General features: G+C 67.0%; 13 protein-coding genes. 11 read left to right on the forward strand and 2 right to left on the reverse strand.

Annotated elements, in window-relative coordinates:
- The first annotated feature begins 120 nt into the window (after positions 1-120).
- From CNE_RS28205 to CNE_RS28245, 9 genes are all read left to right on the forward strand, one after another.
- The gene (locus tag CNE_RS28205; RefSeq protein ID WP_013953702.1) at positions 121-2,316 is read left to right on the forward strand and encodes a thiamine pyrophosphate-dependent enzyme; all 2,196 of its coding nucleotides are present in this window, start codon (positions 121-123) and stop codon (positions 2,314-2,316) included.
- A gap of 79 nt (positions 2,317-2,395) precedes the next feature.
- The gene (locus CNE_RS28210; protein ID WP_049800684.1) at positions 2,396-3,856 is read left to right on the forward strand and encodes an indolepyruvate oxidoreductase subunit beta family protein; all 1,461 of its coding nucleotides are present in this window, start codon (positions 2,396-2,398) and stop codon (positions 3,854-3,856) included.
- A 28-nt stretch (positions 3,857-3,884) separates the two neighbouring features.
- Positions 3,885-4,340, forward strand: coding sequence for an acyl-CoA thioesterase (locus tag CNE_RS28215; protein ID WP_013953704.1), 456 nt, complete (start codon positions 3,885-3,887; stop codon positions 4,338-4,340).
- 62 nt (positions 4,341-4,402) lie between these two features.
- Positions 4,403-6,724 (forward strand): bifunctional salicylyl-CoA 5-hydroxylase/oxidoreductase, encoded by a 2,322-nt coding sequence (locus tag CNE_RS28220; protein ID WP_013953705.1) that lies wholly within the window; start codon positions 4,403-4,405, stop codon positions 6,722-6,724.
- 60 nt (positions 6,725-6,784) lie between these two features.
- Positions 6,785-7,909, forward strand: coding sequence for a cupin domain-containing protein (locus CNE_RS28225; protein WP_013953706.1), 1,125 nt, complete (start codon positions 6,785-6,787; stop codon positions 7,907-7,909).
- Between the two features lie 70 nt (positions 7,910-7,979).
- The gene (locus CNE_RS28230; RefSeq protein WP_013953707.1) at positions 7,980-8,891 is read left to right on the forward strand and encodes a fumarylacetoacetate hydrolase family protein; all 912 of its coding nucleotides are present in this window, start codon (positions 7,980-7,982) and stop codon (positions 8,889-8,891) included.
- A 52-nt stretch (positions 8,892-8,943) separates the two neighbouring features.
- On the forward strand, positions 8,944-9,978 hold the full coding sequence (locus tag CNE_RS28235; protein WP_013953708.1) for a carbon-nitrogen hydrolase family protein: 1,035 nt from the start codon (positions 8,944-8,946) through the stop codon (positions 9,976-9,978).
- On the forward strand, positions 9,979-10,749 hold the full coding sequence (locus CNE_RS28240; protein WP_013953709.1) for a maleate cis-trans isomerase family protein: 771 nt from the start codon (positions 9,979-9,981) through the stop codon (positions 10,747-10,749). It begins immediately after the preceding gene.
- Positions 10,750-10,802: 53 nt separating this feature from the next.
- The gene (locus CNE_RS28245; protein WP_013953710.1) at positions 10,803-11,426 is read left to right on the forward strand and encodes a flavin reductase family protein; all 624 of its coding nucleotides are present in this window, start codon (positions 10,803-10,805) and stop codon (positions 11,424-11,426) included.
- A gap of 15 nt (positions 11,427-11,441) precedes the next feature.
- Here CNE_RS28245 and CNE_RS28250 read toward each other — a convergent pair whose 3' ends face one another.
- Positions 11,442-11,900, reverse strand: a complete 459-nt coding sequence (locus CNE_RS28250) for a MarR family winged helix-turn-helix transcriptional regulator (RefSeq protein WP_041228710.1) — start codon at positions 11,898-11,900, stop codon at positions 11,442-11,444.
- A 111-nt stretch (positions 11,901-12,011) separates the two neighbouring features.
- Positions 12,012-12,926, reverse strand: coding sequence for a LysR family transcriptional regulator (locus tag CNE_RS28255; RefSeq protein WP_013953712.1), 915 nt, complete (start codon positions 12,924-12,926; stop codon positions 12,012-12,014).
- A gap of 130 nt (positions 12,927-13,056) precedes the next feature.
- Here CNE_RS28255 and CNE_RS28260 point away from each other — a divergent pair, with 130 nt between their 5' ends.
- Both CNE_RS28260 and CNE_RS28265 read left to right on the forward strand, forming a co-directional pair.
- Positions 13,057-14,151 (forward strand): alkene reductase, encoded by a 1,095-nt coding sequence (locus tag CNE_RS28260; protein WP_013953713.1) that lies wholly within the window; start codon positions 13,057-13,059, stop codon positions 14,149-14,151.
- Positions 14,152-14,286: 135 nt separating this feature from the next.
- Positions 14,287-15,444, forward strand: coding sequence for a methyl-accepting chemotaxis protein (locus CNE_RS28265; RefSeq protein ID WP_013953714.1), 1,158 nt, complete (start codon positions 14,287-14,289; stop codon positions 15,442-15,444).
- The last annotated feature ends 131 nt before the right edge of the window (positions 15,445-15,575 follow it).

Raw genomic sequence — 15,575 nt, forward strand, 5'->3', positions numbered from 1 at the left:
TTCGGCTTCCACGGAAGCCGTTCCCGTGACCTCGAGCTCCGTCCATATATATGATTATGGCAATGTTTCTGCTTAAACTATATTCGTCTCACCCCAACGTGAGCGTCAGGAAGAAAAGCCATGGCTGAGCGTTCGTTTGCCGAAGAAGTCAAGAAATTGCGCCTGGGTTCCGGCGAGGTATTCAGCGGCGAGGGCATCCTCGCGGTCACGAAGGCGCTGCTGGAGTCCGGCGTCGCCTACGTCGCCGGCTACCAGGGCTCGCCGATCTCGCACCTGATGGACGTGCTGGCCGATGCGCAGGACATCCTTGCCGAGCATGGCATCCGCTTCGAGAACAGCGCGAGCGAAGCCACCGCGGCTGCATCGCTGGCGGCCTCGGTCAACTACCCGCTGCGCGGCGCGGTCACGTTCAAGGCCACCGTGGGCACCAACGTGGCATCGGACGCGCTGGCCAACCTGGCTTCGGGCGGGGTCACCGGCGGCGCGCTGATCATCGTCGGCGAAGACTACGGCGAAGGCTCCTCGATCATGCAGGAGCGCAGCCACGCGTTTGCGATGAAGTCGCAGATGTGGCTGCTCGATCCGCGCCCCAACCTGCCGTGCATCGTGCAGGCGGTGAAGGACGGTTTTGACTTGTCCGAGGCGTCCAATACTCCGGTGATGCTGCAGCTGCGTGTGCGCTCATGCCACGTACATGGCCAGTTCGTGGCCTCCGACAACCGCCGCTCGAAGTTCTCCATCCAGGACGCGCTCGAGAACCCCACGCGCGACCTCAGCCGCATCGTGCTGCCCCCGGCGAGCTTTGTGCACGAGCACGAGAAGATCAAGCAGCGCTGGCCCGCCGCCGTGAAGTTCATCGAGGAACGCCAGCTCAATGAATTCTTCCAGGGCGAGATGGACGACATCGGCATCGCCGTGCAGGGCGGCAGCTACAACACGCTGATCCGCGCACTGGAGCAGCTCGGCCTGGCCGATGTGTTCGGCGAGTCGAAGATCCCGCTGTACGTGATGAACGTGGCCTACCCGCTGATCGATTCGGAGTGGGAACGCTTCTGCGCGGGCAAGCGCGCGGTGCTGGTGCTGGAAGAAGGCCAGCCCAACTTTATCGAGCAGAACGCCGCCAACATCCTGCGCATGGCCGGCACCACTGCCACACTGCATGGCAAGGACCTGCTGCCGCTGGCCGGCGAGTACAACACCGCGACCGTGCACAAGGGCCTGCGCGCTTTCCTCGAGCAGTACGGCAAGATCGAGCCGCTGCCGGAACCCAAGCCTGCACGCAAAGTGATCCCGCTGGTGCAGGCGCCGGCCGCCACCGTCGATGCCGTGGCTGCCGAAGTGCTGGAACCGCAGAAGCTGGTCGACGAGAGCGTGCATGCGCGCCCGCCCGGCTTCTGCACCGGCTGCCCGGAGCGCCCGATCTTCACCGCGATGAAGCTGGTCGAGCGCGAGATCGGCGAGCACCACGTGAGCGCCGACATCGGCTGCCACCTGTTCTCGATCCTGCCGCCGTTCAACCTGGGCAACACCACCATGGGCTACGGCCTGGGCAGCGCCAGCGCCGCGGCGCTGAACGCGCCCGGCGGCAAGCGCGCCATCTCCGTGATGGGCGATGGCGGCTTCTGGCACAACGGCCTGACCAGCGGCATCGCCAACGCAGTCTTCAACAAGAGCGACAACCTGACCATCGTGGTCGACAACAGCTACACCTCGGCCACCGGCGGGCAGGACATTCTGTCCTCGACCGCGCTGAACGACACCCGCAGCACCGGCCACGCCATCGAGGACGCGGTCAAGGGCGTGGGCGTCAAGTGGGTGCGCACCATCCGCCGCACCTATGACCTGAAGGCGATGAAGGCCACCCTCAAGGAAGCGCTGACCACCGGCGCCAAGGGCCCCAAGGTGCTGATCGCGCAGAGCGAATGCATGCTGAACAAGCAGCGCCGCGAGAAGCCGAAGACGCGCAAGGCGATCGCCGACGGCCAGCGCGTGGTGCGCGAGCGCTTTGGCGTGGATTCGGACACCTGCACCGGCGATCACTCGTGCATCCGCCTGTCCGGCTGCCCTTCGCTGACGATCAAGCCCAACCCGGACCCGCTGCGCACCGATCCGGTCGCCTCCGTGCTGGACAGCTGCGTGGGCTGTGGCCTGTGCGGCGAGGTCTCGCACGCGGCGGTGCTGTGCCCGTCCTTTTACCGTGCGCAGATCGTCACCAACCCGACCCGCATCGACAAGCTGCGCCAGCGCCTGCGCGACGGCGTGATCGGCTTCCTGCAGCGCCGCGATGCCGCGCGCCGCACCCGCCTTGCATTCTGAACACCAAGCCTGGAGAGGTTCAATCGTGAACGCACCCAACAACCTCAGTGCCAAGCCAATCAAGGTCGCCATCCTCGCCATGGGCGGCGAAGGCGGCGGCGTGCTGGCCGACTGGATCGTGGATCTGGGCGAGCACAACGGCTATATCGCGCAAACCACGTCGGTGCCCGGCGTGGCGCAGCGCACCGGCGCCACCATCTACTACGTCGAACTGTTCCCGCGCGACCTGGCCGAGCAGGCCGGCCGCCAGCCGGTGCTGGCGCTGATGCCCACCCCTGGCGATGTCGATGTGGTACTCGCCTCCGAGCTGATGGAAGCCGGCCGCGCCGTGCAGCGCGGGCTGGTGACGCCGGATCGCACAACGCTGGTGTCTTCCACCCACCGCGTGTACTCCATCGCAGAGAAATCCGCGATGGGCGATGGCCGCGTCGACAGCAATGAGCTGATCGCCCATGCCGGCAAGGCCGCCAAACGCTTTGTACGCTTCGACATGGCGCAGGCCGCCGAAGCCAGCGGCAGCGTCATCAGCGCCGTGCTGTTCGGCGCGCTGGCGGGCACCGGCGTGCTGCCGTTCAGCCGCGCGCAGTTCGAAGCCACCATCGAGCGCGGCGGCGTGGGCGTGAAGCCCAGCCTGCGCGCTTTTGGCGCGGCGTTCGCCACAGCCGAGGCCGCTGAGACGCCCCCCGCGGAAGCCGCAAAGCCGCTGGGCGAACTCAAGCCGCAGGATCCCGGGGTTGCCCAGTTGCTGCAGCGCGCGCGCACTGAACAACCGGCCGAGAACTGGCCCGTCGTGGTCGAAGGCGTGCGCCGCATGATCGACTACCAGGACGTGGCCTACGCCGGCCTGTACCTGGATCGGCTGGCTGCAGTGCGCCAGGCCGTCGGCAACGACGACATCGCGCTGCTGCGCGAAACCGCGCGCCACCTGGCGCTGTGGATGTCGTACGAAGACACCATTCGCGTGGCCGACCTCAAGACCCGCGACTCGCGCTTCGCGCGCGTGCGGGGCGAGGTGCGCGCCGGCGACAAGCAGTTGCTGGCGATCAACGAGTTCATGCACCCGCGCCTGGAAGAAATCTGCGAGACGCTGCCGGCCGGGCTCGGCCGCTGGCTGATGCAGCCGCATTTCGTGCACCGACTGGTGCGCCGCTTCACCACCTCGGGCCGCGTGGTCACGACCAGTTCGCTGCGGGGCTACCTGATGCTGTGGGCGGTCTCGCGCCTGCGCGGCATCCGTCGCAGCACGCTGCGCTATGCGCTGGAAACCGAGCGTATCGAAGGCTGGCTGGCCCAGCTGCTGGCCGCCGCGCGCCTCAACCCTGCGCTGGCGCTGGAAGTGGTGCAGTGCCAGCGGCTGGTGAAGGGTTACAGCGACACCCATGTGCGCGGCCTGACCAACTACCAGACCCTGATGAACGCCGTGGTGCGCGCCGGTGCCCGTCTGGCCCCGGCCACGCTGCGCGAGTTGCGCGAAGCCGCGCTGGCCGACGAGCACGGCAAGAAGCTGAAGGAAGCCCTCGCTCGCCACGCGCTGGCGTGATCACTCGCAAACCCAGGAACCGCAGACCATGAGCACTACGCATACCTTCCGGCGCCAGCACAAGATCCATTTCTCGGAATGCGACCCGGCCGGCATCGTCTTCTACCCGCAGTACTTCGTGCTGTTCAACGATCTCATCGAACGCTGGGTCGACACCCTGCTGCCGGACGGCTACCACGGCGTGATCGGCGCGCGCCGGCTGGGCATGCCGACCGTGCACCTGGAGGTGGACTTCAAGGCGATCAGCCGCTTTGGCGACCAGGTCTGGCTGGAGCTGGAAGTGGTGCGCCTGGGGGGCAAGTCGATCACGCTGGCCTGGCGCTGCACCGGCGCAGACGGCGAGCTGCGCATGGCGGCCACGCAGACCATCGTGATGACTTCGCTGGACACGCACCTGGCCATTCCGGTACCCGATGACCTGCGAGCCGCCATCGAACACGGCCCTGTCCCCGCAGACCGGTCTTTTCCCGAAATCACCGTCTGAATGCCGACGTACCCGCAGCGCGGGTGCCAAAGACTCCGGTAGTAACTTGATTGGAAGCAGCCATGAACATAGTATGTATCGGCGGTGGCCCCGCCGGCCTGTATTTCGGCCTGTTGATGAAACTCCAGGATCCCGCCAATAAAGTCGTGGTGGTCGAGCGCAACCGTCCCTATGACACCTTCGGCTGGGGCGTGGTGTTCTCCGACGCCACCATGGACAACCTGCGCGAGGCCGACCCGGTCTCGGCCGAGACCATCGGCGATGCGTTCAACCGCTGGGACGATGTCGAAGTCCACTTCAAGGGCCGCGCGGTGCGCAGCGGCGGCCACGGCTTCATCGGCATCGGCCGCAAGAAGCTGCTGAACATCTTGCAGGCGCGCTGCGAGGAAGTCGGTGTGGAACTGGTATTCGAGAACTACGTCGAGGACGACCAGGCCATCGCGCGCAAGTACAACGCCGACCTGATGCTGGCTTCCGACGGCCTCAACAGCGTGGTGCGCAAGCGCTATGCCGACACCTTCCGCCCCGATATCGACACGCGCAACTGCCGCTTTGTCTGGCTGGGCACGAAGAAGGTGTTCGACGCCTTCAACTTCATCTTCGTGCCGACCGAGCATGGCTGGTTCCAGGCACATGCCTACCGTTTCGAGGACGGCACGTCGACCTTCATCGTCGAGACCCCGGAAGAAACCTGGAAGGCCGCCGGCATCGACCAGATGAGCCAGGAAGAGGGCATCGCCTACTGCGAAAAGCTGTTCGCCCCGTACCTGGACGGCAACCCGCTGATCAGCAACGCCGGCCACCTGCGCGGCTCCGCGATCTGGATCCAGTTCCCGCGCGTGATCTGCGAGAAGTGGGTGCACTGGAACAGCCTGACCGACGCCAGCGGCCTGGAGAAGAAGGTGCCCGTGGTGTTGATGGGCGACGCCGCCCACACCGCGCACTTCTCGATCGGCTCCGGCACCAAGCTGGCGCTGGAAGATGCCATCGAGCTGGCGCGCACCCTCCGCAACACCGACGGCCCGCTGGAAGATGCACTGAAGCACTACGAAGCCGTGCGCTCGGTGGAAGTGCTCAAGATCCAGAACGCCGCGCGCAACTCGACCGAATGGTTCGAGAACGTCAGGCGCTATGAAGACCTGGAGCCCGAGCAGTTCGCGTACTCGCTGCTGACCCGCTCGCAGCGCATTTCGCACGAGAACCTGCGCGTGCGTGACAAGGCCTGGCTGGAAGGCTACGAGTCATGGCTGGCCGGACGCGCCGGCACGGATGCCACCGCCGTGCCGCCGATGCTGACGCCGTACACCGTGCGCGGCGTGGAACTGAAGAACCGCGTGGTGGTGTCGCCCACCGCCATGTATTCCTGCCAGGACGGCGTGCCGGGCAATTTCCACATGGTGCACCTGGGCAGCCGCGCACTGGGCGGTGCCGGCCTGGTGATGGTGGAAATGACGGCGGTGTCGCCGGACGGCCGCATCACTGAGGGTTGCCCGGGCCTGTGGAATGACCAGCAGGCGGCGGCATTCGCCAACATCGTCGGCTTCGTGCATGAGCACACCAGCGCGCGCATCGGCGTGCAGATCGGCCACGCCGGCCGCCGTGGCTCGACGCAGCTGGGCTGGGAGCAGATGGACCACCCGCTGGCCGAGGGCAACTGGCCGCTGATCTCTGCCTCCGCGCTGCCGTACCTGCCGGGCGTTTCGCAGACGCCGCGCGCCATGACCCGCGCAGACATGGACCGCCTGCGCGATGACTTCGTTTCCGCCACCCGGCGTGCCGCCGGCGCGGGCTTTGACTGGCTGGAGCTGCAGGCCGGCCACGGCTACCTGCTGTCGACCTTCCTCTCGCCTGTGACCAACCAGCGCAGCGACGAATACGGCGGCTCGCTGGAAAACCGCATGGCCTTCCCGCTGGAAGTGCTGCGCGCGGTGCGCGCGGCCTGGCCGCAGGACAAGCCGGTGTCGGTGCGCATTTCCGCCACTGACTGGGTCGAAGGCGGCAACAGCGCCGACGACGCGGTGGCCATGGCGCGCCTGTTCAAGGAGGCCGGCGCCGACATGATCGACTGCTCTTCCGGCGAAGTCACGCCGGCGCAGAAGCCGGTCTACGGCCGCATGTTCCAGACCCCGTTCGCCGACCGCGTGCGCAACGAGGCAGGCGTGCCGACCATCGCCGTGGGCGCGATCACCGAAGCCGACCACGTCAACGGGATCATCGCCTCGGGCCGCGCCGACCTGTGCGCGCTGTCGCGCCCGTACCTGGCCGATCCGGCCTGGCTGCTGCGCGAGAGCGCGCGACTGGGCTACCGCCGCGTGGAATGGCCCAAGCAGTACCTGTTCGCCAAGGATCAGCTGGAGCGCAGCATCAAGCGCGCGGCGGCCTGACGATGGCTCACCCCTCTCTCGTCCACGGGAGAGGGAGAAACCAGACCAAAGAGGAAGACGATGTCGAATACCTCGTATGACACCTACCGCGAGAACGTAGCCGGCCGCGCCGACGTGGAAGACACGCCCGAGCTGGTCGCCTACTACAAGGAGCTCGATGCGCTCAAGACCGGCGCGCTCTGGACCGTGGCCAACAAGATCGAGCCGTGGCAGCCGAAGTCAGAATCGGTGCCGGTGCTGTGGCGCTACCGCGACCTGCGTAATCACGTGCTGCGCTCGGTCGACCTGGTAACACCGGAGAAGGCCGGCCGCCGCGTGATCTACCTGAACAACCCGGGCCGCCAGGACGTTTCGGCGGCGGTGGGCTGGCTCTATTCGGGCCTGCAGGTGATGCATCCCGGCGAGGCCGCCTCAGCGCACGCTCACTCGTCGTCGGCGCTGCGCTTCATCATGGAAGGCAGCGGCGCCTACACCATCGTCGACGGCCACAAGATGACGCTGAACGCCAACGACTTCGTGCTCACGCCCAACGGCACCTGGCATGAGCATGGCGTGGCGGCCGAAGGCACCACCTGCATCTGGCAGGACGGCCTGGACATTCCGCTGGTCAATGCCATGGAGGCCGGCTTCTACGCTGTGCACCCTGACCTGCAGCAAGCTGTGACTCACCCGCTCGACGACATGCCGGCGATCTGGGGCGGCAAGGGCCTGCGCCCGCACGAAGGCAACTGGACCCAGCCGTATTCGCCGCTCTACAAGTACGAATGGGCGCCGACCTACGAAGCACTGGTGCGCCACAGCAAGGTCACCGGCGGCAGCCCGTTCGACGGCGTGCTGATGCACTACGTCAATCCGGTCACCGGCGGCCCGGTGATGCCGACCATCGGCGCCAGCATGCAGCTGCTGCGTCCGGGCGAAGCCACCAAGGCGCACCGCCACACCGGCAGCTTCATCTACCAGGTAGCCAAGGGCAGTGGCTACTCGGTCATCAACGGCCAGCGCTTCGACTGGACCGAGCGCGACATCTTCTGCGTGCCGTCGTGGGCCTTCCATGAGCACGCGAATGCGTCGGCCAGCGATGACGCCGTGCTGTTCTGCTTCAACGACCTGCCGGTGATGCATTCGCTCGGGCTTTATCGCGAGCAGGCGCTGGCGGAGAACGGCGGGCATCAGGTCGTCCTTTAAACCTCAGCAGTACCTGTTTTCCAAGTTATGCAGCCGCACCGATTGCGGCCTTTTCCGGAGTTATCAAACCATGCGTCTCGTAACCTATCGCGCTGAAGTCGCTGCCGCCGCCCGCCTGGGCGCCATCGTCGATGGCAATGTCGTTGACCTCGCCCGCTTCGGCGCCGCCGTCGGCGTGGACATTCCCTCCACCATGCTCGAGTTCATCGACCTGGGCCCCGAGGCAGTCCGCTCGACCAGCGCGCTGCTGAACGAATATCGCGGCAAACTCCCGTTCAGCGTGGCCGTGCCGGCTTCCAACGTCAAGCTGCTGGCGCCGATCCCGCGTCCGCGCAAGAACATCTGGGGCATCGGCCTGAACTACGTCGAGCACGTCGCTGAATCCAGCCGCAGCCTGGACACCTCGAAAGAGCTGCCCAAGGAGCCGGTGATCTTCTCCAAGCCGCCCACCACCGTGATCGGCCCGGGCGATGCCATCGAGCACAACAAGGAAATCACGCAGCAGATGGACTGGGAAGTCGAGCTGGCCGTCATCATCGGCACGCGCGGCAAGGGCGTGAAGGAAGCCGACGCGCTCAACTACGTGTTCGGCTACAGCGTGATGATCGACATCTCGGCACGCGACTGCCGCCGCGCCGGCCAGTGGATCTACTCCAAGGGCCAGGACACCTATGCCCCGTTCGGCCCGGTCCTCGTCACCGCCGACGAGATCCCCGACCCGCACACGCTGGACCTGTCGCTGACCGTCAACGGCGTGACCAAGCAGAGCTCCAACACTCGCCACATGCTGTTCAAGGTGCCGGCGCTGATCGCGGACATCAGCAAGGGCATGGCGCTGGAACCCGGCGACATCATCGCCACCGGCACGCCGGACGGCGTGGGCGCGGGCCGCACCCCGCAGGAGTGGCTGTGGCCGGGCGACACCGTGGTGGCCACGGTGGAAGGTATCGGCGAACTGCGCCACCCGGTGGTGGCTGTCTAAACCCCGTCATCCCCGCGCAAGCGGGGATGACCGCTGCAAGCGAGGCACACATATGCTCAACCTGCCCAAGTTCAAGGCCGCGGCCGTACAGGCCGCCCCCGTCTTCCTCGATGCCGATGCCACGGTCGACAAGGTCTGCCGGCTGATCAGGGAAGCCGCCGACAACGGCGCGAAGCTGGTCGCCTTTCCGGAAGTGTTCGTGGCCGGCTACCCCTATTGGAGCTGGCTGACCAACCCGGTCGACGCCAGCCCCTGGTTCGAGAAGCTGGTCAAGGCTTCCATCGAGATCCCCGGCCCGGAGATCCGCAAGATCGCGCAGGCGGCGCAGGCCAACCACATCAACGTGATCGTTGGCGTGAACGAACGCAGCCGCACCGGCGTCGGCACCCTCTTCAATACGCTGGTGACCATCAGCGATGAAGGCCGCATCCTGGGCCGCCACCGCAAGCTGGTGCCCACCTGGGCCGAGAAGCTGACCTGGGCCAACGGCGATGCCTCCGCGCTGCGCGTGCACCAGACCAGCGTCGGCCCGCTCGGCTCGCTGGCCTGCGGCGAGAACACCAACACGCTGGCGCGCTTTTCGCTGCTGTCGCAGGGCGAGCTGATGCACGTGGCCAGCTATATCGCGCTGCCGGTGGCACCGGCCGACTATGACATGGCCGAGGCCATCAAGGTACGCGCCGCCGCCCACTGCTTCGAGGGCAAGGTGTTCGCCGCGGTGTCGTGCTCGACGGTTTCGGAAGAGATCATCGAAGCGATGAGCCCGCTGAATCCCAAGGCACGCGAACTGCTGTCGCGCCGCAACAGCGCCTTCTCCGGCTTCCTCGGCCCGGATGGCCGCGTCATCGGCGAGCCGCTGATCGACGCGGAAGGCATCGTCTACGCCGACATCGACCTGTCGCGCTGCATCCAGCCGCGCCAGATGCACGACATCACCGGCCACTACAACCGCTTCGACATCTTCGACCTGCGCGTCGACCGCCGCCCGCTGCAGCCCGCCCAGTTCCTGGACGGCGCCAGCCAGGCCTTCGACCTCGACGCCGAGGAAGCGGAACTCAACGCATTCGACCTTTCCGAGAGCAAGTAAATGTCTTTCCTGTTGACGCCCCAGAAGCCGCTGCGCATCGGGCAGATCGTACCGTCCTCCAATACCACCATGGAGACGGAAATCCCCGCCATGTTGCGCGAGCGCGAGAAGGACTTCGCCGAGCGCTTCACCTTCCACTCCAGCCGCATGCGCATGAAGAAGGTGGTGAAGGAAGAGCTGGAAGCCATGGACCGCGACAGCGACCGCTGCGCCATCGAACTCTCCGACGCGCGCGTCGACATGCTGGGCTACGCCTGCCTGGTGGCCATCATGAGCATGGGCAAGGGCTATCACCGCGTCTCCGAGGCACGCCTGACCCAGCGCACCGTCGACAACGGCAACCCCGCGCCGGTGGTGACCAGCGCCGGCGCGCTGGTGGACGGCCTGCACGCCATGGGCGCGAAGCGTGTCTCGGTGGTGTGCCCGTACATGAAGCCGCTGACGAAGATGGTGGTCGACTACATCGAGAGCGAAGGCATCGAGGTCAAGGACTACACCGCGCTGGAGATCCCCGACAACCTGCAGGTCGCCGCGCAGGACCCGGCCAACCTGCTGGAGATCTACAAGCGCATCGACACCACCGGCGTCGACGCCATCGTGCTGTCGGCCTGCGTGCAGATGCAGTCGCTGCCGTCGATCCAGAAGGTGCAGGACGAGTCGGGCATCCCGACGGTGTCGGCGGCGGTGGCCACCACCTGGCAGATGCTGCGCAAGCTGAACCTGCGCGCCGAGGTCGCCGGCTGCGGTGAGCTGCTGAGCGGCAAGTACTGAGCGCCATTCCACGCTTTCGTCGTCCCTGTTCCCGCGGGGACGACGCTTCGCACATGCACATGGACGACATTCACTTCTACGAGCCCACGCGCGGTCACGGGCTGCGGCACGATCCGCTGGCCGCCATTGTCGGCCCACGCCCGATTGGCTGGATTTCGACGGTGGACAAGGCCGGGCGCGCCAACCTGGCGCCCTACGCATTCTTCAACGTCTTCAACTACACGCCGCCAGTGGTGGCGTTCTCCAGCGTCGGCTACAAGGACACCGTGCGCAACGTCGAGGACATTGGCGACTTTGTCTGGAACCTGGTGACGCGCCCGCTGGCCGAGCGCATGAACATGACCAGCGCCGGCGTCGCGCCCGAGGTCGACGAATTCGGCCTGGCGGGCCTGACGCCGGTGCCGTCGCGCCTGGTGTCGGCGCCTCGCGTGCAGGAGAGCCCGGTATCGTTCGAGTGCCGCGCGACCAAGGTCATGCAGCTGAACCAGGCCGACGGCGCCATGCTCGATACCTGGATGGTGCTGGGCGAGGTAGTTGGCGTGCATATCGACCGGGCCTTCCTGCCGGACGGGGTCTATGACACCGCCGCCGCACGCCCCATCCTGCGCGGTGGCGGCCCGGCCGACTACTACGAGGTCAGCAAGTCGATGCTATTCCAGATGCGCCGGCCGGCCTGAGGCGCGGCCCTGGCCTCAGTTGGCAGGGCGGTGCAGGTGGATCAGCAGCTTCAGCGTGGCGCGCAGCTCGTCGGCCTTCTTCTTGCCGAGTGGCGCCAGCACATGGTCCTCGTGGGCCCGGGCCTGTGCGATCAGGGTGGAGGTCAGCTTCTGCCCGCGCGGCGTGATGCGCACCAGCGTGATGCGCCGGTCGGTCTCGTGTGGGATGCGCTTGACGTAGCCCTGCGCCTCCATGCGGTCGAGCAGGCGCGTCACGGTGGGCTGCTTGGTCACCGAGACCTGCGCCAGTTCCCCGATGCTGATTGGCTTGCCGCCGGACAGCGTGGACAGGACGCGCCAGTCTGAGATGGTGAAACCATTGGCTTGCACGATCACGTGGAATTCCCCCGAGATCAGCTGGCTGGCCTGGGCCAGCAGGGCCGGGGTGTAGTTGTCGACGAAATCGTCGTCGGCGGTGTCGATGGGTTGGTTCATGCGGTCCGGTGGGCGGGTTGCGGCCCCGAAGGCCGCGCGACGGGCAGAACATACCACGGCGGGATCGTTCGTCCAGAGCAAGGCATGCCGCCACTGCCGCACACCCCCACCTTATCGGGCAACGAGCGCCGCCAGCTCCGCCGTCCGCTCCGCCACGAAATCCCGCAGCGCCCGCAGCAGCGGCGTCACCTGCCGCCGCCCCGGCACCACCATGTACAGCGGCGACGCCTCGGTGCCCCAGTCCGTGCACAGCGCCTGCAAGCGCCCTTCGGCCAGGTCCTCGGCCATATCGAAATAGGCCTTGTACGCGATCCCCTTGCCGAGCAGCGCCCAGCGGTGCACCGCGTCGCCGTCGTTGGAAACATTGAAGGCCCGCACGCGCACCGTAACGGCATCGGTGCCATGGCGCCAGAAGCGCCAGCGGTCATGCACCTCGTCGCCGAGCATGTAGCACAGGCAGTTGTGCTCCGACAGCGCCTGCGGCGTGTCCGGGGTGCCGTGCTGTGCCAGGTATTGCGGCGACGCGCACAGCACGCGGCGGTTGTCAGGCGCCACCGGCAAGGCGACCAGGTTGGAGTCCGGCGGCTCGCCATAGCGGAACGCCGCGTCCACCGGATCGCTGTAGATATTGGCGATGCGGTCAGTCAGATGCAGACGGATCTCCACCTGTGGGTGCCGGGCCTGGAAGGCATCGAGCCACGGCAGCAGCAGGTTGCGGCCGAAATCCGAGGTTGCCGACAGCTTCAGCGCCCCGCGGAACGCTTGCACGCCGGTGGCCAGCTGCTGGCCGACCTGCTGCAACGCGTCCAGCGCCGGCCGGCCTTGTGCCAGCAGCAGTTCACCCGCCTGCGTCAGGCGCATGGTGCGGGTGGAGCGCACGAACAGCTGGACGCCCAGTTCCGCCTCCAGCCGCTTGAGCGCAGCGCTGGCGGCGGCCGGGGTCAGGTCCAGCGCCCGCGCGGCGGCCGACAGGCTGCCGCTGTCGGCGGTGCGTACGAAGATATCCAGGTCTTGCAGGGCCTTCATCGGTTGTTCCCGGATGGCTGTGATCTTCAAATTTTAATTGATAGCCGCAGCAAATGATGCGGGGTTTTTCAAAGGGAAGGCCAGTGGGACGATGACGCATCGACACCCTGCACCCACGAGGAACCCAACCATGACCGCCCCAAAGCTGTTCAGCCCCCTGCTCCTCGGCCCGCTCTCGCTGCCCAACCGCATGGTGATGGCACCGATGACCCGCGCCCGCACCAGCCAGCCCGGAAACGTGCCCAATGCGCTGATGGCGTCCTACTACGCCCAGCGCGCCAGCGCCGGCCTGATCGTCACCGAGGCCACCCAGGTCTCGCCCCAGGGCCAGGGCTACAGCTTCACGCCCGGCATCCATAGCGAAGCGCAGGTGCAGGGCTGGCGCGGCGTCAGCGATGCGGTGCACCGTGCCGGCGGACGCATCGTGCTGCAACTGTGGCACGTCGGCCGGATGTCGCATGCCAGCTTCCATGCCGACGGACTGCCGGTGGCGCCGTCGTCGCTGTCGCCCGACGCGCAGGTCTGGGTCGTCGGTGAAGACGGCGTCGGCCGCATGGTCGACTGCCCGGTGCCGCGCGCCATGACCGGGGCCGATATCCGCGCCGTGATTGAAGACTTCCGCCGCGGCGCCGCCAACGCCATGCGCGCCGGCTTTGACGGCGTGGAGATCCACGGTGCCAACGGCTACCTGGTCGACCAGTTCCTGCGCACCACCTCCAACCACCGCAACGACGGCTACGGCGGCGCCATCGCCAACCGCATCCGCTTTGCCGAGGAAGTGGTCGCCGCCGTGGCCGGCGCAGCCGGCGCCGACCGCACCGGCATCCGCCTTGCGCCCTTCATCACCCAGCGCAACATGGACTGCCCGGAGATCATTCCGACCATCCTGCAGCTGGCGCAGCGGCTCGACGCCGCCGGCGTCGCCTATATCCACCTGGCGGAAGCGGACTGGGACGACGCGCCGCACATCCCCGAAGACTTCCGCCATGCGCTGCGCGCCGCCTACAAGGGACGCGTGATCGTGGCCGGCAAGTATGACCAGGCCCGCGCCGAACGCATCCTGGGCCAGGGGCTGGCCGACCTGGTCGCGTTCGGGCGCCCCTTTGTCGCCAACCCGGATCTGCCGGCACGCTTTGCAGCCGGCCTGCCGCTGGCTGGTTTTGACAGCCAGAGCTTGTTTGGCGGAGATGCGCGGGGGTATACGGACTACGCGGCGGCGGCATAGGCCGGCTTGCCCAGGAAACCGCTAAAGACCGCACCGTCCCGGCCGTTAAACAAGAGTTGGCCAGCGAAGACATTGGCAAGACAGGCAGCCGGCACGCCGGTGCCTGCACTTCTGAGGTGGAAACGGGAGAGAGACATGCAGAACCTGGGGATTCGCATACGCCTGGGCGCGGCGTTTGGCGCCATGTGGTCGCTGATGGCGATCGGGATCGCGGTGGCCTTGCCGCGGATGCAGGATGCGGCCGATGCGCGGCAACTGCTGATCGCGCTGGGCGTGGGTGGGCTATGCCTGGCGGTGGGCGCGGTCTGGGCTCTGGCGCGCAGCATCGAGGCGCCGTTGTCCGAGGCCGTCTACATCGCCGAAACCGTGGCGGCGGGTGACCTCAGCCAGGAGTTCGACACCGAGCGCGGCGGCGAGTTTGGCCGGCTGCTGGGCGGCCTGGGCGAGATGGAAGACATGCTGACCGACCTGGTGACACGCATCCGCGCTTCCACTGATTCGATCACCACCGCTTCGCACCAGATTGCCGCGGGCAATACCGACCTGTCGCAGCGCACGGAAGAGCAGGCGGCGGCACTGGAAGAGACGGCGTCCAGCATGGGGGAGCTGACCTCGATGGTGCAGCAGAACACCGAACGCGCCCGCGCCGCCAACGGGCTGGCGGCAACCGCATCGGGCATCGCCGCGCGCGGTGGCGAAGTGGTGGGCAATGTGGTGCAGACCATGTCGGCGATCAGCGCCAGCTCGCGCAAGGTCACCGACATCATCGAAGTGATCGAAGGCATTGCCTTCCAGACCAATATCCTGGCGCTGAACGCCGCGGTGGAAGCAGCGCGCGCGGGCGAGCAGGGCCGTGGCTTTGCCGTGGTGGCGGGCGAGGTGCGCACGCTGGCGCAACGCAGTGCGTCGGCGGCGCGGGAGATCAAGCAGCTGATCGACGATTCGGTGCAGCAGGTGGACAGCGGCTCGGCACTGGTGGGCCAGGCGGGAGAGACCATGCAGGAGATCGTTCAGGCAGTGGCCAGCGTGACCGGGCTGCTAGGCGAGATTACGGCGGCATCTGAACAGCAAAGCGCCGGCATCGCGCAGGTCAACGAGGCGGTGGCGCAGATGGATACCGTGACGCAGCAGAATGCGGCGCTGGTGGAGCAGGCGGCCAGTGCGTCGCACGAACTGGCGGGCCAGGCCACCGAGCTGCAGCGCGTGGTGGGCGAGTTCAAGCTGGATGCGGAACCGGTGTCAGCACAAGCGCCGGGGCATGGCGCATTCAGGCAGGTTGCTGCGTTCGGCTGATGTGGGCAGCGCTGCCGCTGCCGCCATGGCCCGCTAACCGCTTGTGTGCTCCCTCTCCCGCTTGCGGGAGAGGGTTGGGGTGAGGGCGGGAGTCTCCACGAAGTACAGCCGATGGTATGCCAGTGCCCACC

It is taken from the genome of Cupriavidus necator N-1 (assembly GCF_000219215.1).
Taxonomy (GTDB): Bacteria; Pseudomonadota; Gammaproteobacteria; order Burkholderiales; family Burkholderiaceae; genus Cupriavidus; species Cupriavidus necator.